Origin of the sequence: Arthrobacter sp. UNCCL28, assembly GCF_900102805.1 — a bacterium.
Taxonomy (GTDB): Bacteria; Actinomycetota; Actinomycetes; order Actinomycetales; family Micrococcaceae; genus Arthrobacter; species Arthrobacter nicotinovorans_A.
Genome location: NZ_FMWE01000003.1, coordinates 297,336 through 316,454 on the forward strand (window position 1 = coordinate 297,336; position 19,119 = coordinate 316,454).

At 61.7% G+C, this 19,119-nt stretch carries 16 protein-coding genes; 7 read left to right on the forward strand and 9 right to left on the reverse strand.

Annotated features, from left to right (window positions below):
* Positions 1–24 precede the first annotated feature (24 nt).
* Together BLQ01_RS09970 and BLQ01_RS09975 are read left to right on the forward strand one after the other, a co-directional pair.
* On the forward strand, positions 25–1,092 hold the full coding sequence (locus BLQ01_RS09970; protein ID WP_091551516.1) for a zinc-dependent alcohol dehydrogenase family protein: 1,068 nt from the start codon (positions 25–27) through the stop codon (positions 1,090–1,092).
* Positions 1,093–1,101: 9 nt separating this feature from the next.
* The gene (locus BLQ01_RS09975; protein ID WP_091551518.1) at positions 1,102–3,030 is read left to right on the forward strand and encodes a heavy metal translocating P-type ATPase; all 1,929 of its coding nucleotides are present in this window, start codon (positions 1,102–1,104) and stop codon (positions 3,028–3,030) included.
* On the opposite strand, the gene BLQ01_RS09980 is transcribed toward BLQ01_RS09975, so the two are convergent.
* A complete protein-coding gene (locus tag BLQ01_RS09980) occupies positions 2,975–3,316 on the reverse strand; it encodes a pyridoxamine 5'-phosphate oxidase family protein (protein WP_309803457.1) in 342 nt (113 codons plus the stop codon). The genes BLQ01_RS09975 and BLQ01_RS09980 overlap by 56 nt on opposite strands.
* 291 nt (positions 3,317–3,607) lie before the next feature.
* Between BLQ01_RS09980 and pta the strand changes: the two genes are divergently transcribed.
* Entirely contained in the window at positions 3,608–5,677 is a 2,070-nt protein-coding gene (gene pta / locus BLQ01_RS09985) for a phosphate acetyltransferase (protein WP_175493406.1), read from the forward strand.
* 2 nt (positions 5,678–5,679) lie between these two features.
* Here the strand turns inward: pta and BLQ01_RS09990 are convergent, their stop codons facing one another.
* Together BLQ01_RS09990 and BLQ01_RS09995 are read right to left on the reverse strand one after the other, a co-directional pair.
* Positions 5,680–6,138 carry a universal stress protein gene (locus BLQ01_RS09990; protein ID WP_091551521.1) on the reverse strand — a complete coding sequence of 153 codons (459 nt, stop codon included), beginning with the start codon at positions 6,136–6,138 and terminating at the stop codon, positions 5,680–5,682.
* A gap of 66 nt (positions 6,139–6,204) precedes the next feature.
* Entirely contained in the window at positions 6,205–8,805 is a 2,601-nt protein-coding gene (locus BLQ01_RS09995; protein ID WP_091551523.1) for a cation-translocating P-type ATPase, read from the reverse strand.
* Positions 8,806–8,940: 135 nt separating this feature from the next.
* Here BLQ01_RS09995 and BLQ01_RS10000 point away from each other — a divergent pair, with 135 nt between their 5' ends.
* Complete coding sequence (locus BLQ01_RS10000) at positions 8,941–9,438, forward strand: pyridoxamine 5'-phosphate oxidase family protein (RefSeq protein ID WP_091551524.1); 498 nt, start codon at positions 8,941–8,943, stop codon at positions 9,436–9,438.
* Here BLQ01_RS10000 and BLQ01_RS10005 read toward each other — a convergent pair.
* Together BLQ01_RS10005 and BLQ01_RS10010 are read right to left on the reverse strand one after the other, a co-directional pair.
* Positions 9,435–10,085, reverse strand: a complete 651-nt coding sequence (locus BLQ01_RS10005) for a hypothetical protein (protein ID WP_139183479.1) — start codon at positions 10,083–10,085, stop codon at positions 9,435–9,437. The two genes, BLQ01_RS10000 and BLQ01_RS10005, sit on opposite strands and share 4 nt — an antisense overlap.
* A gap of 4 nt (positions 10,086–10,089) precedes the next feature.
* The gene (locus BLQ01_RS10010; protein ID WP_254779395.1) at positions 10,090–10,896 is read right to left on the reverse strand and encodes a universal stress protein; all 807 of its coding nucleotides are present in this window, start codon (positions 10,894–10,896) and stop codon (positions 10,090–10,092) included.
* A 169-nt stretch (positions 10,897–11,065) separates the two neighbouring features.
* On the opposite strand from BLQ01_RS10010, the gene BLQ01_RS10015 reads away from it, so the two are divergent.
* Positions 11,066–12,223, forward strand: coding sequence for an acetate/propionate family kinase (locus BLQ01_RS10015; RefSeq protein WP_091551530.1), 1,158 nt, complete (start codon positions 11,066–11,068; stop codon positions 12,221–12,223).
* Positions 12,224–12,230: 7 nt separating this feature from the next.
* Positions 12,231–14,645: a phosphoketolase family protein gene (locus BLQ01_RS10020; RefSeq protein WP_091551531.1), complete on the forward strand. Its 2,415-nt coding sequence runs from the start codon at positions 12,231–12,233 to the stop codon at positions 14,643–14,645.
* 12 nt (positions 14,646–14,657) lie between these two features.
* Here the strand turns inward: BLQ01_RS10020 and BLQ01_RS10025 are convergent, their stop codons facing one another.
* Entirely contained in the window at positions 14,658–15,113 is a 456-nt protein-coding gene (locus BLQ01_RS10025; protein WP_091551533.1) for a glycosyltransferase, read from the reverse strand.
* Between the two features lie 16 nt (positions 15,114–15,129).
* On the opposite strand from BLQ01_RS10025, the gene BLQ01_RS10030 reads away from it, so the two are divergent.
* Positions 15,130–15,612, forward strand: a complete 483-nt coding sequence (locus tag BLQ01_RS10030; RefSeq protein WP_026540489.1) for a pyridoxamine 5'-phosphate oxidase family protein — start codon at positions 15,130–15,132, stop codon at positions 15,610–15,612.
* A gap of 143 nt (positions 15,613–15,755) precedes the next feature.
* Here BLQ01_RS10030 and BLQ01_RS10035 read toward each other — a convergent pair whose 3' ends face one another.
* The 3 genes from BLQ01_RS10035 to BLQ01_RS10045 form a co-directional block, all read right to left on the reverse strand.
* Positions 15,756–17,375, reverse strand: coding sequence for an ABC transporter permease (locus BLQ01_RS10035; protein ID WP_091551534.1), 1,620 nt, complete (start codon positions 17,373–17,375; stop codon positions 15,756–15,758).
* On the reverse strand, positions 17,375–18,274 hold the full coding sequence (locus BLQ01_RS10040) for an ABC transporter ATP-binding protein (RefSeq protein WP_091551536.1): 900 nt from the start codon (positions 18,272–18,274) through the stop codon (positions 17,375–17,377). The genes BLQ01_RS10035 and BLQ01_RS10040 overlap by 1 nt, the downstream gene beginning before the upstream one ends.
* 150 nt (positions 18,275–18,424) lie before the next feature.
* Positions 18,425–19,063, reverse strand: coding sequence for a LysE family translocator (locus BLQ01_RS10045; protein ID WP_091551538.1), 639 nt, complete (start codon positions 19,061–19,063; stop codon positions 18,425–18,427).
* Positions 19,064–19,119 lie beyond the last annotated feature (56 nt).

A 19,119-nucleotide genomic window follows, 5' to 3' on the forward strand; every position in this document is an offset into this window, starting at 1 on the left:
CAAAGACAAGGACGGACTAACACAATGAAGGCACTCGTCTACGGTGGCCCCGGCGAAAAGTCCTGGACAGAGGTTCCGGATCCCCACATCCTGCATCCCACCGACGCAATCGTGCGGATCGACACCACCACCATTTGCGGCACGGATCTGCATATCCTCAAAGGGGACGTTGCAGCTGTCCAGCCGGGTCGCATCCTCGGGCACGAGGGGGTTGGGACCGTCACCGAGGTTGGAAGTTCGGTCAGTTCACTCAGCCCGGGGGACCGGGTCATCATCTCCTGCATCAAGTCGTGTGGACACTGCGGCAATTGCAGGAAGGGACTGTTTTCCCACTGTCTTGGTGATGAAGGACAGGCTGGAACCGGCTGGATCTTCGGCCACCTCATTGACGGGACACAAGCCGAATTCGTCCGGGTTCCCTATGCGGAAAACTCCCTGCACAAACTGCCCCACGGAGTGAACGACGAGGAAGCCGTCATGCTCTCCGACATATTGCCCACGGCGTTCGAAATCGGAGTCCAGGCCGGACACGTGGCCCCGGGTGACGTGGTGGCCATCGTGGGGGCAGGACCCATTGGCCTGGCGGCCATGGCAACAGCGGGACTCCACGGCGCAGCTACCGTGGTGGCCATTGATCCGGACGAGGGCCGGCTTGCCAAATCCGGCGGCTTCGGAGCCACCCACACGGTCAATCCCAGCAACCCCGACTGGATGGCGGAAGTTCTGGCCCTCACTGATGGCGCCGGGGTGGACGTGGCCATGGAAGCTGTCGGAGTACCGGAGACTTTTGACATGGCCCTGCGACTGGTTCGCCCCGGCGGGCATGTAGCCAACATCGGTGTGCACGGAAAACCCGTCCAACTTCCGCTCCAGGACCTGTGGATCCAGAACATCAACATCAGCATGGGGCTGGTCAACACCAACACCACCCCAATGCTGCTTCGCCTGGTGGCCCAACACAAGCTCCCGGCGGACAAGTTCGCTACCCATCATTTCGGGCTGGAACAGATCATGGATGCCTATGACACGTTCTCGCGAGCGGCGGAAACAGGGGCCCTGAAGGTGGTCCTGAGCCGAAACCCTCATGACTGATCAGCGGACATGACACAACGTCTGCTGCACCCGGCCCTGCGTTTTCCTTTAGTGACAGCAACCTTGGTGGTGCTGGCCGCCGTCGCGGTCCTGGCTGCTATCGGCCTCATGCCGGCGGCCCAAGGGCTGGCGAGCATTTTTGCACTTAGTGTTGCCCTCTATCGGGCCGGCACCATGATCAGAGGGCTCCTGCATGGACGCTGGGGGATAGATCTCCTGGCCGTGATGGCCATTTGTTCGACTGTTGCCGTGGGGGAGTACCTGGCATCCATGATCGTGGTGCTGATGCTGACAGGCGGCGAAGCGCTGGAACAATTTGCCCAAGGCCGCGCAACAAGGGAGCTCCGAGCACTCCTGGATCGGTCCCCACGGAACGCCCACCGGGAACGGCCCGGCCTGCCGGTGGAAGATATCTTGGTCGATGCCGTGGTTCCGGGGGACGTGCTCCTTGTCAGGCCGTCAGAGTTGGTCCCGGTGGACGGCAGCTTGCTGTCCGCGGTCGGACTCTTTGACGAGTCAGCGCTAACGGGTGAAAGCCTGCCTGCTGAGCGAACCAAGGGCGAACTTCTGCTCAGCGGCTCGATCAACGGAGCCGATGCCGTGCGTATGAAGGCCACGGCCACCGCGAGGGATTCCCAGTACAGCCAAATAGTTGCCTTGGTTCAGGAAGCTGCGGCAAGTCGCGCGCCGACAGTACGGCTCGCCGACAGATACGCGGTGCCGTTCACTCTGGTCGCTTTGGTGCTGGCCGGCGCTGCGTGGTTCTTCAGCCAGGATCCGGGACGGTTCGCTGAGGTTCTGGTGGTAGCCACCCCATGCCCATTGCTGATAGCCGCACCTGTCGCGTTCCTCGCGGGAACCAGTCGGGCCGCCCATGCCGGCATCATCATCAAAAACGCGGGGACGCTTGAGCAACTCAGCAGTGTCAAAACCGCCGTCTTCGACAAGACCGGGACTCTCACGCAAGGAAATCCTTCCCTGGCCGAAATTCGGGTGGCCCCGACCTCGAAACTGTCCCAAGACGCCCTGCTGCAGCTGGCCGCCTCCGCCGAGCAGTATTCCACCCACGTCCTGGCTGCTTCAGTCATGGCAGCAGCCCGATCGCGCGGCCTGGCGCTTGTACCGGCAACGAGCGCCAGCGAACATGCAACCAACGGTGTCACGGCCGACTGCGGAGACCACCACGTAGTCGTCGGAAAACCTGCCTATGTCGGTTCCCTCGTGTCCGGCTTCGACAAGATGGCACTGCCCGGAGGCCAACTCGGGATCTACATCGGTGTGGATGGCCGGTTTGCAGGCACCCTGATCATGAGCGATCCATTGCGCCCGAACGCGGAGGACACCCTGACGGAACTTCGGAGGCTCGGGGTCGGGGAGACGATGCTCCTGACCGGTGACGCTGCAACTACAGCCGAACACATCGCCGCGGAGGCAGGCATCAGCAACGTCATTGCCGAATGCCTGCCTGCTGACAAAGTTACTGCGGTAGCAGCCCTTCCGCTCAGGCCTGTAATGATGGTGGGAGACGGCGTCAATGATGCCCCGGTACTGGCAGCGGCCGACGTCGGCATCGCCATGGGTGCCAAAGGCGCCACGGCGGCCAGCGAGTCAGCGGACGTAGTGATTATGGTCGACGACCTATCCAAGGCCGCCGTTGCCGTTGGCATCGGGCAGCGTACCCTTCACATCGCGCGGACCAGCATTTGGACTGGGATACTGCTGAGCCTCGGCTTGATGGTGATGGCTTCGTTAGGCATGATTCCGGCCGTCGCCGGGGCGCTGCTGCAGGAGTTGGTGGATCTTGCCACTATTCTCAATGCCCTCAGGGCTTTGGGTCCCGGACGGACGGTTGTGCCAGTGCGCGCGGCGGATAACCGCGGGGTCAATACCGCTCCGGCTCATCACCGAGTTCAAAGTGGCGGCCATGGACCCGGGTAGGGGTGATCTCCACGTAGGTGTATTTGCGCGTTGGAATCCACGGCTTCAAGGGCAGTTTGTCCGCTTCGTCGATCTCCGACTGTGACTCAATCACCCTGGCAGTGCCCTTAAGGACAACACTCCAGGCTTCGGCGTCGACGATCTCCTCCACTTCGAAGGCAACTTTTTCATTGACGGTCAGCTCAGCGAGCTTTGTCCCCGGATTCGTCCTCAGCAGCAGCCGCTGGTTGTGGGCGATGAAGTTCAGTGGGTAAATGTCAGGCTCGCCCAGGACGCTGACTGCCAATCGACCATGTTGGGTTTCGTTCCAGGACCTTCCATGAGTCGGCTTCGGATAGGACGGTTCCGGGGCGTTCGTCGGTTTCCATGGTCTGTATCTCCTGGGTTGGATGGCTGCCTGCGAATCGCCGCGTTGCCGTTGGTTTCGATGCTCCCGAGCCTATGACCGGCTCCCCACCACCAACAGAGTCCAAGGTCCCAAGGGGAAATGCTGCCATCATGACCTTCGGCTCTGGTCTTGAGGGCCCGCTGGGTGGAACCTGTGAAGCATCGGATGATCGGCCCGGAGGGATACACCATGGTTCAAGGCGTTTATGTTCTGTCCGCTGCGCCGGAAGCAGGCAAATCACTGGTGGTTCTGGGCCTGGCTGACGCGTTGCACCGCAGAACAGGCCGTCTGGGTTTCTACCGGCCGATCGTGGACCGAACAGATCCGGCCGACGACCCGCTACTCCTGATGCTTCAACGGCTCTACAACATGGAGTCATCCCGCTGCATGGGTGGAATGACTTTAGCGGACGCCCGGATGGCACTGTCGGCAGGCCGTGAGGACGAAGTTGTTTCCCGGGTACTCGAGGAATACGGACGCATCGCCGAGGATTGTGATGTGGTTGTGGTGGACGGTACGGACCTGAGGGGCCCGGACGCCGCGAGGGAGTTTGACCTGAACTCGCAACTGGCGAACAACCTGGGCCTGCCTGTTCTTGCTGTCATCGGGGCCCGGGGCTTGAGTCCGCGGGAGACCACCCAGGCTGTGGCCGATGCGTTGCAGCGGCTCGCCCAAGCCAGATGCACCGTGCTGTCGGTCGCGGTCAATCGCGCCCAGCCGGCAGCTATCGACACAGTCCGCGACGCCCTTCGGACAGCTACGGGAAGGCTTCCCAGTTATGTGATTCCCGAGGTTCCCGAAATATCAGCACCCACTGTGGCTGATATGGCGGTGTCTTTGGCGCTTGAACGGCTTTCGGGCAGTGCAGAGCTGGACCGGGACGTGGGGAGCGTGAGAGTGGCGGCGATGAATGTTGAGAACTTCCTGCGGCTGCTTGAGCCCGGGAATCTGGTGATTGTTCCCGGCGATCGCACGGACATTGTTATGGCGTGCATGGCCCCGGCCCTGTCACCGGGGCTGCCCACGCCGTCCGGAGTCATCCTGACCGATGGCTTGGTCCCCGCAAGCTACCTGTTGTCGTTGGTAGCACATGCGCCATTCCCTGTCTTCGCTGAAACTGCGGACACCTACACGACGGCTCAACGGGTCTCAAACGTCCGCAGCGAGATCCACACCGGAGAAAGCCGCAGGGTGGCCGCCGCTCTGGGCATCTGGGCCCGCTCCATTGACGAAACAGAGTTGCTGGAACGTATGGCTCTCCCGCGTCCGGCAACCATGACGCCGCTGCGCTTCCTTAATGACCTCGTGGAACGCGCCCGACAACAGAAGAAGCGCATCGTTCTGGCTGAGGGCACAGATAGCCGGGTGTTGCGTGCGGCCGAGATTCTGCGTCGCCGGGATGTATGCCACGTGACGCTTCTTGGGAACCTCTCGACGGTCCGGGAGCTTGCCGAGGCCGAAGGCATCGAGGTGGGTGGCCTCTCCATCATCGACCCCGCCCACTCGCCGTTACGTGAACGATTCGCGATGGAATATCAGCGGTTGCGCGCCCACAAAGGCGTGATCCTGGAGCGGGCCAGGGAAATCATGCTCGATGCCGCCTACTTTGGCACCATGATGGTCCACCTGGGGGAGGCCGATGGGATGGTCTCAGGAGCGGCGCACACCACGGCCAACACGATTCGGCCGGCGTTGGAGTTCATGAAGAGCCAGCAAGGCAACGGACTGGTGTCCTCGGTGTTCTTCATGCTGTTTCCGGACCGCGTGCTGGTGTACGGGGATTGCGCCGTGGTGCCGGATCCAACAGACCGCCAACTGGCGGACATTGCGCTTGCATCGGCGACGACAGCGGCACAGTTCGGCGTCGAGCCAAGGGTGGCTATGTTGTCGTACTCTACCGGCGTATCCGGCGCCGGTAAGGCGGTGGACAAGGTCAAGCGTGCCACGGATATGGTGGCAGCTGCCCGGCCGGACCTTGCGGTGGACGGGCCCATACAGTATGACGCCGCTGTGGATGCGGCCATCGCGAGTTCAAAACTGCCGTCCTCTGCTGTCGCGGGAAGGGCGACCGTCTTCATCTTTCCTGACCTGAACACAGGCAACAACACCTATAAGGCCGTGGAGCAGTCTTCCGGTGCTGTCGCGGTCGGGCCTATCCTTCAGGGGCTCCGCAAACCCATCAACGACCTGTCCAGGGGATCGACGATCGAAGACATCATTAACACTGTCGCCATCACCGCTGTCCAGGCGCAGGGGTAGTACTAGCCCTTATCGTCCTGGGTGACGACCAGGACCGGGCACCGCGCGTGAGCCGAGCAAGCCCGGCTGACGGATCCAAGGGGTTGATGGAGGAACCCACCCGAGCCCCGCCTGCCCACCACGAGTAGTTGTGCCCCATGGCTTTCTTCGACGAGGACTTTGGCAGGTTCGCCGAATTTGACCGACACTGTTAGATCCTTGGGGCGGTCTGCACCGAAGGCTCGTTCCAGGGCCTCATCGACGAGCCGCTTAGCGGTGTCTTCCAATTCCGTCGTGAAGCGTGTCAGTTCGGGCTCGAAACGCGAAGCCATGAAGTAGTCAGATATGCCCACACAGGTGATCACCTCCAGGGAGCCTCCCAAGGCGGCGGCCATTCGACCGGCCATCTGCAAGGTGTTGGAGGAATACTCGGATCCATCGACGCCTACAACGATCCGATCAGAGCGCGATTGTGTGTTCATGGGACCAGATTGCCTTCCACATGGCCGCCCCACTAGGGCCGAAGGGCACGGATCCGGCAAGCTGCGTCAATGGGGGAGGGTCCCACCATGGCGCAGCCGTTTATAGAGCCAGTCCGCGCCCAGCACACCGGGAATCGCCAGGAGGGCAACGGCAAAGCCTGGGAGGGGAGGCGGGGCTTGACCCAGGATGCCCGCGACGGGAGGTACGTAGAGGAACAGTGCCAACGCCGCAAGTTCCACCCCTACGGCCCACAACAGGAGCCGGTTGGTCAGCCATCCCTGCTTCCAGGCAGGCGCCGTAGCACTGCGGCAAGCGAAGGCTGTTGCCAACTGGCCAAGGACCACCGCCGTGAAGGCAGCTCCTGAGGCGCCCATCAGCACACCCGGGTCCAACGGATCCCCGCGACCCCAACCACTGCCAAAGAGAACCACAGAGAACGCACTCATAGCGAACAACGCCTCCGTGGGACCCATGACCGCAAAGACTCTTAGCATGAGTTGCCGGTCCAGGAGATGCCGCTTTTCGGGAGGCCGGCTCAACACCCGTTTCCCTGGTGGCTCCGCCCCGAGAGCCAACGCGGGAAGCAGATCAGTCCCGATGTCCAAGGCGAGTATCTGGAGGACGCCGAGGGCCAACGGGAATTGACCACCGGAAAGTGCCCAGATCACGAAGGGTGTGAGTTCAGCGACGTTGTCAGTCAGGTGGTAGGTGAGGAATCGATGAATATTCGAATAGGTAGCCCGCCCCTGTTCTATGGCGGCGACGATGGTGGCGAAATGGTCATCCAGGAGCACCAGGTCTGCTGCCTCGCGGGCCACATCGGTGCCGCTGAGTCCCATGGCGACGCCGATATCGGCTTGACGTAAAGCGGGACCGTCATTGACGCCGTCGCCGGTCATGGCCACAACGTGGCCGCGGCTCTGCAAGGCTTTTGCCACCCTGAGTTTCTGTTCGGGGGATACCCTGCTGACCACTACGCCGTCGCGGTCCAGAAGTGCCGCGAGGACTTGTTGATCATGGGGGAGGTCCGCGCCTTGGAAGACCAGGTCCGGGTGCCCCAGCAGTCCGATTTCCCTGGCAATTGCCGCTGCTGTGGAGGGGTGGTCTCCGGTGATCATCGCAAGCCGGATTCCCGCACCCCTGGCGGTTTTGATGACATCGGCGACGTCAGGCCGGGGTGGGTCGTGAAGACCGATGAGGCCTATTCCTTCAAGATCCCGCTCAGCCTCGTCCGCAGTCCGGTTGTGCCAACTGCCTGCTGTTCCAGGCAGTTCCCTTGTGGCGACGGCGATGACGCGCAGGCCTTTGGCAGCCATGGTTTCTACTGCTTCGGATAGGTGAGCGGCTTCGACTCCACAGAGGGGAAGGACGGATTCCGGAGCTCCCTTCACGTACAGAGTGTTGCCCACAATCACCGACTCCCGTCGGCGGTCGGCGTCGAAGGCGAACCGTAAAGATGGCTGTAGGTCCTCAGGTGCATTCGCCAAGAGGCGTCGCGCCAAAGTGTCGATCGCTGCTTCCATGGGATCCCCGCTTGCCACCCATTCTTCGCCACGAAGCACTGCCCGGCCTTGCGATGCGGCACGGGCTGCGCGGGCCACCCGGGTGGCGGCTGGCTGTCCCGGCCCTTCCACCCGGGCCTCGGGTGCATAGCCGTCACCGCTGATATACAGCGGCCCTTCCAACGTGAAGACCTCGACGGCGTTCATCCGGTTCTGCGTCAACGTGCCGGTCTTGTCGGTGCAAATGAAGGTGGTCGAGCCAAGGGTCTCCACTGCCTCAAGATTGCGGACCAGTGCGTTCTTTGACGCCATACGCTGTGCACCCATGGCGAGCGACAGGGTAACCGTTGGCAGTAAGCCCTCAGGGATCAGCGCCACCGCTACTCCAATGGCAAACAGGAAGGAATCACGCCACACAATTCCGACCAGGAGTGAGACCACAAAGAACAGCCCGGCGACGGCGAGCGCCACGGTGGCAACCAAACGGACTATTCTACGCAGCTCCATGGTCAAAGGAGCTGGTGGAGATTTGGTGCCGCTGGTCAGCGCTGCGATGGCTGCCAGCTTGGTGTTGGCGCCGGTGGCGGTCACCTGGCCTTCCGCCTCGCCATTGACCAGGAACGTTCCACCCCACGCTGTGTCCGTCACGGTTTTGGGTACGGCCTCACTCTCGCCGGTGAGCATGGATTCATCGACGCTGCATGCGGATGCTGAGATGAGCTGCACGTCTGCCGGTAACCTGTCACCAGCGGTCAGGACCACCACATCTCCGGGTACCAAAGCACTCGCGTGAACGCTCTGAAGCCGATCATCCCGCCGGACAGTGACTTCGGCCGGGAGCAGTCCTTGCAATCGTTCGGCTGCGTGTTGGGCGCGTTCCTGTTGAATGTGGGCGAAAACGCCGTTGACGATCACCACGATGATGATTGCTATGCCCAGTTGTGGCATGCCTGCCACGTAAGCGAGTCCCGCTGCAACCCACAGCATCAGTGCGAAGAAGTGCGTCAGTTCCCCGAGCAGCTTCCGCCATTGGGGGACCTTTCTGGCGGTGGGTAGGACATTGGGTCCGAATCGTCGCAACAAATCGGCGGTGGCCTGCGAGCTCAGGCCCTCGTCGCCCGGGGACTGGGACAGCGAGGCCGGAGGTGTGTTCCCAAGGGACATCTTCTCTCCAATGCAGGAATGCCTGTTCGATGAAAGACTCCACCGGTGAGCTGGCCACGTCTAGGGCCGAAGGGCACGGTCGGGGTGGGACCTTCTGCCCTATGTGCGTGGGTACGGAGGGGTTAGGCTCGCCCCATGGAGAACACATCGATGGATCCAGACATCAAAGAGCTCAGTGTCCACGACTGCTGGAAGTACCTTCAATCGGTGTCCATCGGCAGGATCGCCCTCATCAACGGCGAAGAGCCCGAGATCTTTCCGGTGAACTACGTGCCGAACTATGGAACTGTTCTCTTCAGGACGGGGCCGGGGACGAAGCATGATGCCCTTCGGGAAGGGGCGGTGATTGCGCTCGAAGCCGATGGGTTCAACCGTTACGGAACCGTCGCCTGGAGTGTCGTCCTCAAAGGGAGCCCTGAGTTCGTGGACCAGCCTGAAGACATCCAGGAAGCGGTGGAAGCCGGCCTTTCTCCATGGCAGCCCGGGGCCAAAGACATTTTGGTGAGGATTACGCCCACGGTGATCAGCGGTCGGCGGTTTGTCATTGCGCCTCCGTCGAAGTGGTGGCCGCCGTTGGATCCCACCGCCTCTGACGTTCACGACGGCGAGAGCCACGGTGCCGAAGCCCACTAAGTCTGGCGGAGGTTCGATGACATCTTCGCTTGGCCTGTCATACCTTCGTGAGGACCTAGGGCGATTCGCCTCGCGGTGAAGCCCGTGAGTAGCGCAACGGTGAACGCCATCAAGAAACCCGCAATCACATACAACGCCAACAGCACCGGCGGTGCAGTGGTCTCGTCAATGAAGGGCGATGGCGCCAGAGTCCATAGAATACCTACCGCCCACGCGCCAGCATTGACAGGTACCCATCGAAAACTCTTCGGCACCAGCCGACGCAGAACGATCCACTGCATGGCTGGTATGGAAACAAGCAACAACACCCCACCCACGGCAGCCCAGAGGACCGTTATTGGCGATGCTAAATCGAATCCTGGTATGGAACTGGGCAGCATACCCAACGACCACGCCAAGGCCGCGCCGGCAGCAGTAACAGCAACCCATCGTGAGCGCGGCACCACGTCACTGCCAAACCCTAGAGACTGACCCAGTCCGAGCAGCATGCCTTCGCAAGCCCCTGCAAATATCATGGCTATGTAAGTCACCCATCCAGAGACGTCGATCATCGCCAGCACGCCGCCAACTGTTGCGGGGATAACGAATCCGGTCGACTCGCCAACCGTGACCGAAAGCACCCATCTCTGGAGAAATGTCCTTCTCATGCGATTACCTGTCCCGTTGGGGCCGGGTCAGGATGGTGGGGCACTGAACATGCGTGACCACATGTTGGGCTACGGATCCCAGCAACACGCTCAGACCTCCGCGCCCTTTGCAGCCCATGACCAGCAGCCGTGCTTCTCTTGCAGCAGCTATCAGCGCCTGTCCGGGGCCATGGGTGGTATCCAGGACTTTCTTCACGACGACGGACGGGAACCCGTGGTTGACCCGCTGGACAGCCATGCTGAGGACATCCCCGTCCTCGGCAAGCCTGGCTTCCGGGGCCATGGCATGGACAACCACCAATTCATCATCCAAACGTTGAGCCTCCTCCGCCCCTTTATCCAGGGCATCCAATGACTCAGGGGAACCGTCAACGCCAACGACTACACCGGAACGCTTTCGAGGACTAACTCCCGGAACGACGGCGACGTCGCACTTGCTGGTGACAGCAACTAGAAAACTGACCGAACCGTATCCCTGCCCTTCAGTGCCAGGCCCGCGATCTGTCCCCACCACCACCATCGGGTAGTCCGATGAAAGGGATGCGATCGTTTCGGCAGGTTCACCGGATAAGCGTTGAATCGTCATGCCCAAGGTAGGAAAGGCTTCCCCGAGCCGCTGCGTTTGGCTGTTGAGGAGGTCCTCAGCGCGGCTTAGGGCCAGTTCACGTTCTGTTTCCCGCGGGTAAGCCCACGCCCCGGGAACCACATGGACCAGGGCCAGGCCAAGATCAAGGGAAACCGCGCGAGCCGCAGCCCAGTCAGACACAGCTGAACCTGCCCGCGAGCCGTCAAGGGCAACCAGAATCTGCATCTTCACGAACCGACATTCCCTTCGGATGGCCAACGATGTGGTCTCCACTATTGGCGGGACGGTCCGCAGTTACAAGGGCCGGAAGGCCCTCCCAAGGAACGGTTCTGTGTATTAGGGTCCACAGCAGAGACATCGCCCGTAGCTTTCCCGGCGGAAGTGAGAGGAGAACATGCGTGTTCTTGTGCTGAATCCCGGCTCCTCATCGCTGAAGTACCACCTGCGGGACACAGCAGGTATCAATCCGGGTGCCGCCGTTCTTGCCTCCGGACAGGTCGACTGGCCTGCCGGGGAGCGTTCAGGCGCGATCCACCTGGATTCTGCCTTTGAAGAGCTGAACGAAAGCCTGAAAAACCTCGGATCCGCGGCTCCGGAGGCGATTGGACACCGCGTCGTCCACGGCGGTGAACAGTTCAGTACCCCGGTACGTGTCACTGCGGACGTGATAACCGCCATTGAAGAACTTAGTCCTTTGGCGCCGCTCCATAACCCGGCAAGTGTTGCCTGCATTGCCGCCGCCGGCAAGCACTGGCCTGCCCTCCCGCAAGTGGCTGTCTTTGACACGGCGTTCCATGGCACCATTCCGGACTTCGCAGCCTGCTATGCGATTCCGGAGGACGCCTACCGGGCTCATCCTGTGAGGCGCTATGGCTTTCACGGCATCTCGGTGGAGATGGCCTGCCGTGACACAGCAGAGTTTCTCGGGATTCCGCTTTTGTCTTTGAACCTGGTGGTGGCTCACATCGGCAATGGGGCGTCGGTTACCGCCGTCAGACAGGGACTCAGTGTTGACACCTCCATGGGAATGACCCCGTTGGAGGGCCTGGTCATGGGCACACGGTCGGGGGACTTGGACCCCTCCATCGTCCTGTTAATGCAGCAGGCCGGTGCAACCGCCGAGGAGGTTGATCACATCTTGAACCACCGCTCGGGCTTATTGGCGCTGGCCGGAACCGCTGACATGCGTGAAATTAGCGCCGCCGCTGCCCAACGAGGAGAACCTCGTGCGATTCTCGCTTTGAACATGGCTACCTACCGTCTTGCCAAGTACATTGCCGCCTACTCCATGGTGGTTGGCCGGCCGGATGCTCTGGTGTTCACCGGGGGTGTGGGTGAGAACTCCGCCCTGTTCAGGGACAAAGTGGCCGCTTGGCTGGGACCACTGGGGCTTGGCCTTGCTGAAGACCTGAATAGTTCGGCCCAGGACGGCATCCGCAAAATCAGCGCCATCGATTCCGCAATTGCTGTGCTCGTAGTGCCAAGCGACGAAGAACGCGCCATTGCAGAATCGACGGCGGCCTTGCTCGCCATGCACCCTAAGGAAGGTTAATCCCACCATGAGCCTGCACGAGAACGCCACCGCTACCGACACTGAGCCGGAAGTTGAGAACTTTGACCTCCTGCACCGGTACTGGTCCGCGGCCAACTATCTGACAGTTGCCCAGATCTATTTGCAGGAGAACCCCCTGCTCCGGGAGCCGCTGCAGGTAGAGCACATCAAACCCAGGCTCCTGGGTCACTGGGGTACGAGCCCCGGATTGTCCCTGATCTACGCACACCTCAACCGCCTGATTCGTCGCACAAGTGCGGAAGTTCTCTTCGTGGCCGGTCCCGGCCACGGAGGTCCCGCCGTCGTCGCCAATACTTATCTGGAAGGCAGCTACTCGGAGGTTTATCCGGCAGTTGGCCAAGACCTGAAAGGGCTTCGAAGACTGGTCCGGCAGTTTTCGACGCCGGGAGGCATCGCCAGCCACGTCGGCCCGGCCACACCTGGCTCCATCCATGAGGGCGGTGAACTGGGCTACTCCCTCATGCATGCCACAGGTGCGGCCATGGACAATCCGGACCTGATCGTTGCCTGCGTGGTCGGCGATGGAGAGGCAGAAACCGGTCCTCTTGAGGGCTCGTGGAAGGCGCCCTCGTTCATCAACCCGCTCAGGGACGGTGCAGTACTTCCCATCCTCCACCTCAACGGACACAAAATTTCCGGCCCCACCGTCCTGGGTAGGCGCTCCGACAAGGAAGTAACGTCTCTACTGGAAGCGCACGGCTGGGATCCCGTCGTTGTCTCCGGCGACGATCCCGCCGTCGTTCATCCTGCCCTCGCTTCCGCGTTGGATTCGGCCTACGCCTCAATCCGCAGCATCCAGTCCCATGCCCGCACAGAAGGAGTCACCGGGCCCGCACGATGGCCGGCCATCATCCTGCGCACCCCCAAAGGATGGACAGGACCGGCCACAGTGGACGGAAAGCCCGTAGAAGGAACCCACCGCTCCCACCAAGTCCCGCTGGCCGGAGTCAGAGAAAACCCCGAGCACCTGAAGCAACTTGAAACATGGATGCGTTCCTACCGGCCGGAAGAACTGTTCGACGCGGACGGCCGGCTGATTCCCGAACTCGCGCAACTGGCCCCGGACGGCGATCTCCGCATGGGAGCCCTGCCGGCCAGCTGCGGAATTGGGAGTAGCGACCTGGCTATACCCGCGCTCGATCGGTACGCCATCGAGGCTGTTCCACGCGGGGGCGTGATGCACGGGAGCACCAAGCCATTAGGGGAGATGCTGCGCGATATCTACATCGATACCGCCGAAGACCCCAGGTTCCGCCTCTTCTGCCCCGACGAGACCAACAGCAACAGACTCGGCGCAGTATTCGAAGCCACCGACAGATGCCTCCTGGAAGCGGCTGCGACCACGGAAGCCGCGCTCGCAGACGACCATGTTTCCGCCAGCGGACGCGTTATGGAAGTCCTGTCCGAACACCTATGTCAGGGGTGGCTGGAAGGATACGTGCTGACGGGCCGGCACGGCCTGTTCGCAAGCTACGAGGCGTTTGCGATGGTAAGTGCTTCAATGACCATTCAACACGCCAAATGGCTGCAGCATTCACGGGAGATGCAGTGGCGGCGGCCCGTACCAAGCTTGAACATCCTGCTGACCTCAACCTGTTGGAGGAATGATCACAACGGTTTCAGCCATCAAGGCCCGGGGCTCATCGACACGGTTCTGTCCCTGTCCAGCACAGTCACGCGAATCTATTTCCCTCCTGATGCCAACACCCTGCTGGTCACCGCAGAACACATGCTGAACAGCAAGGACTACGTGAATCTGGTGGTCATCGATAAGCAGGAACATCTTCAGTATCTGACCCTCGAAGAGGCACGGAAGCACGCAGCCCTGGGTGCCTCCATATGGGATTGGGCCGGGAGTGAGAATCCCGCAACTTCAGCCGGCAAGGGGCCGGACGTTGTCCTCGCCTGTGCAGGCGACGTTCCCACGCAGGAGACATTGGCAGCCGCATGGCTCCTCAAACGGCACGTCCCAACCATGTCCGTGCGGGTGGTCAACGTCATGGATGCCATGGTCCTGCCACCTCGGGATACGCACCCACATGGAATGGCGGACGACAAGTTCGAAGAACTCTTCACCGCTGACGTGGACGTGGTGATGGCCTGGCATGGATACGCGAGGGCCCTCCACCAACTCCTGCATGGCCGCCCGCATCCCGAGCGGTTCCATGTCCGTGGCTACAACGAGCAAGGCACTACCACCACGCCGTTCGACATGGTGGTCCTGAACAAGGTCAGCCGGTACCACCTGGTGATGGAAGCAATACGCCGGGCACGTGGGCAGTTTGCAGGGTCAGAGCAACTCTTGGAGCACTGCCGGACGCAGTTGGACGCCCATTCCCGTTACATCCGCGAGCACTTTGAGGACCTCCCCGAAATCAGGGACTGGGTGTGGACGCAGTAGGACCCTGCAATGCTACGTTGAGAAATGCCTACGAAGGTTCCACTTGACTCGCGGCCACCCGTGGAGCGTAGCTCGGAATTCCGGTGCCACGGGGATGGTTTGCTGCACGCTTCCATAAAGGTCGAGGTGTTCTTGAACCATTCGTTGCGCGCTGAACCGGTTTTCGGCGGCGGACGGGCATTCCTTACGTTCCAGTCCCGCGGCAGTCTGCCATAGGGTCGCGAGTTCTTCCGTGGGCGCCAAGAACCCGGTGACGCCTTCGTCGATGATTTCCGGAGCTGCCCCGGATGGCGTTGCCAAGACGGGTGTCCCTGTGGCGAGGGCCTCGATTATGACCAAACCAAAAGGCTCAGCCCATTGAAGTGGACACAGAAGACCCGTTGGGTGGAACAGCCAGGAGCGCCTCAGCAAAGCCGAAGAGCGCGGGCTGGGGGCGGGACCTTTTGCCCTATCAGCGTGTCGGTTCACGGGTTAGGCTCGCCCCATGGAGAACACATCGATGGATCCAGACACCACAGAGCTCAGCGTCCACGACTGCTGGAAGTACCTTCAATCGGTGTCCATCGGCAGGATCGCCCTCATCAACGGCGAAGAGCCCGAGATCTTTCCGGTGAACTACGTGCCGAACTATGGAACTGTTCTTTTCAGAACGGGACCAGGGACGAAGCACGATGCCCTGCGGGACGGGGCGGTGATTGCGCTGGAAGCCGATGGGTTCAACCGGTACGGAACCGTCGCCTGGAGTGTCATCCTCAAAGGAAGCCCGGAGTTCGTGACCCATCCTGAAGACATCCAAGAGGCAGTGGAAGCCGGTCTTTCTCCATGGCAGCCTGGCGCCAAGGACGTTTTGGTCAGGGTCACGCCCACGGAGATCACCGGTCGCCGGTTCGTTATTGCACCTCCGACGAAGTGGTGGCCGCCGCTGGATCCGACCGCCACCGACGATCACGACGGCGACACTCATTAGGCAACGCACGGCACCTTCGGCGTGGGCCGCGTCAGTAGAGTGCGGCCCAGCACATGCTGGATAACGGATCACAGCAGCACGTCCGGACCAGCCCACCCTTTGTACCCATGACCGGGCAACTGCGCCTCTCTTGCAGCAGCTCCTCAGGCTGCGAGGTCCCGGTGCCTGAGTAAATAACCGGCGATTCCTGCCCCGGCCAGGGCAATGCCGGTCATGCTGAGGGCAGCCATGGGATCGAATGCTTCGACGGGCATCGCCGCCGTGTGGCGGAAAGGACTAAGGTCCTGGAGCCAGGTTGGCAGGCGCATCAGTTCGCCGAATTGGCCCAGGACCAGCCCGACAGCCAGGAACCCCCAGCCCACGGCGATGCTCGCCCGCGGGATGACAGAGAAGGCCACGGCCGCAGCAGCGATGAAAACGACGGCGGCCGGAACGTGAGCGAGGGCGGCGCCGATCAGCAATCCAGGCGCTCCACTCGCCGTCCCTGACAGGGCAAGTCCTGCCGTCGTTGCCGTTCCCGCGACTACTGTAACTACGCCGGCAGAAGCCACGGCGATTATCAGGTTCGCGGCGAGCCAACGCGCCGACGAACGCGGGGCCGCCAATAGCAGTTCAGCGCGTCCCTCCGCTTCCTCTGCCCGGAGTCGCAGCACCACCTGGACGCCTGCGGCAGCGGCAAGAACGCCCGCGATGCCCAGCAAGGCGGTGGTGAAAACGTCAATGAGCTCTCCACGGCCGCCGGGAACGAGCCGGAGAATCAGCTCGCGAAGCGACTCATTACCGCCGATGACATGGGTGACTACAGGTCCCAGCCCACCGGCGATGCTGCCAAGCAGAGCCGCGAAGACACACCATCCAAGGATGGTTAAGCGCTGCTGGTGCCACGCCAAGCCAAGAAACGAGGATGACCCGGACGCGAGCCGATCCCGCCCTGTGCGTTCGGCCAGCAGACTTTCGCCCAAATCTCTTCTGCTCCTGAGCGCTGCCACGGCCAAGGCCAGAAGAAGGCCCGCTGTCGTCAATGCCAGCAGAGGTGTGGGATCAGCCACCGTAAAAGGCCGGGAACGTTGCCCCCAGCCGATGGGGGAAAGCCACGAAAACCATCCACTCGTCACTTGGGTCAGATCAGCGGACGGAATGCCTGAGGCGTCACCAATGCCCCGAACGAAGTAGGCTCCGCCCACCAAAGCAGCTGCTGCGCCGTTGGCCGACCGCCCCGAGGGCAATATCTGTGCTACAAGTCCACCGACGGCCACGAAGAACCAGCCAACAGAACCTACGGCCGCTCCAGCGGTGAGAGCACCAATGCCGGGCAAACCTGTGGCGGCAAGCCCCGCCGCCACACAGACTGCCAGAACCAGGTTCGTTGCCCCTCCTAGGATAAGCGTTGCCGTAATAGGTGCCGCCCGGCCTACCGGAGTGGAACTGACTAGTTCCGCCCGCCCAAGTTCTTCATCCGTACGGGTGTGCCGGATAACCAAGAACGTGCTCATCAAACCTGCAAGGACAGCGGTGAAGGCGTAGCCCTGAAAAAACACCACCGCCCCGGCACTGGTCCCGTCAGGAAGTCCCCGCACAAACAGGAACGCCGGGCTCGCACCGGCAACAGTGATGATCGCCCGCCGGGCTGCTTCGTCGCCGAATTCGGTGGAAACGGCACTGGAGATGATGTAACTCAGAAAAGCGATTCCGAGAATCCAAAGGGGCAGCAGCACCCGTTCCCTGCGCGCCTGAACCACGAGCAGGGCAAACATGCCGGACATCAACGCACCTGGCTGCTGTAGTGGCTGAGGAAGAGGGACTCCAACGACGGTGGGGACACGGTGAGCCCGCTGAGTCGGGCTGCTGCCGCTGCCCGCAGTACCGGCGCGAGATCGGCCGGGTCAACGTCGAACTCAACCACACCGCCGTCGACTACAAGGTCCCGAACGCCGGGCAGGGACTCAAAGACTGCAGGGTCGGGGCATTCCACTCTGAAATGAGTGAGTTTGAAGTGCCGCAAACCTGCGAGAGTCCCTGATTCCACGGTGCGCCCAGCACGGATGATCGTAACCTTTTCACAGAGCTGTTCAACCTCGCTGAGGATGTGGCTGGAAAGCAGCACTGTGGCGCCGTCCGCGGTTACGCGCTGAACCTGCTGACGAAAGACCGACTCCATGACAGGATCCAAACCAGCGCTGGGCTCATCGAGCAGATAGAGGCGTGCAGGGCGTGCGAACGCCGCAATCAGGGCCACCTTCTGGCGGTTTCCTTTCGAATACGTCCTGGCCTTGCGGCGCGGATCCAATTCGAAGTTTTCGATCAAGACCCGGCGGAGCGGTTCATTGACGCCCCCGCGCAGGCCTGTCAGCAAATCGATGACCTCACCACCGGAAAGGTTCGGCCACAAGCTCACATCCCCCGGGACATAAGCTATGTCCCGGTGGGCCCTGACAGGGTCCCGCCAGGGATCAAGTCCAAAAACCCGGGCTGTTCCTGCCGTTGGGCGCATCAGTCCCAAGAGGAGGCGGAGGGTTGTTGATTTCCCGGCCCCGTTGGGTCCCAGGAAGCCGCGGACTTCCCCGGGGCCGACCTGCAGATCCAGCCCGTCCAAGGCACGTGTTCTGCCGAAGGTTTTGACAAGCTGTTTGGTCTCGATGACTGGTTCTGATACTGATGTCATGGTGGATCCCGTCCCTCGGTCCAACGACCCAGGCGGTTGCCGGAGTCGTTCCGCGGGCACGATGCCCAACGGGCCGACCAGGCTTCCCGGCTCTCCGAATCACAGCCTACGTCCGCCCAATCAGCGGGGGAAGTGGCCGCGGCAACTCTCTCAGGGGCGGGTATCGCTCAGGGCGAGTGAGACCCCGACGCCGAGGATTGAGACCCCGCCGCCACGCGCAACCGTTGTCATCCTCCGCGGTGACCTGGCCAGCCAGCTGCGGGCCCGGCTGGCCAGGAGAGCCCACGTAGTGTCTGTGAGAAGGCCGATGAACAGCGGAATGAGGCCCAGCAGGAGAATCTGAAGGGTAGTGTCTCCGGCGGCCGGATTGATGAACTGCGGTACCACTGCGGTGAACAGCACAAAGCTCTTGGGATTTGTCAGTCCCACAATGATTCCGGTGCGTACGGCCTCCCAGCCGGACCTGGAGCCTTTGATGGCAGGTGATGCCTCAGATATGGAACCGGCTTTGCGGAAAGCCTGCACCCCAAGCCAGATGAGATAGGCGATGCCCGCCCATTTGATGGCCTGGAAGAGGAGTTCAGAGCGCTCCAGCAGCGGCCCTAAACCAAAAGCGACGGCGACGCCAGCGAGGTAGCAACCTATCGCGTTCCCCAGAACGCTCAAGACTGCATTGCTTCGCCCATACGTCAGGGCCCTTCCCACAACGAACATGACGCTGGGGCCGGGAATGGCAATGAGAACTACGCAGGCAAGAGCGGTGGCACCAATCTGGGTCAGGGAAATCACCTCCTGAGTATAGGGGCGGGGATGGGCGGCTGCACGGGACAGACGACGACGGCGGG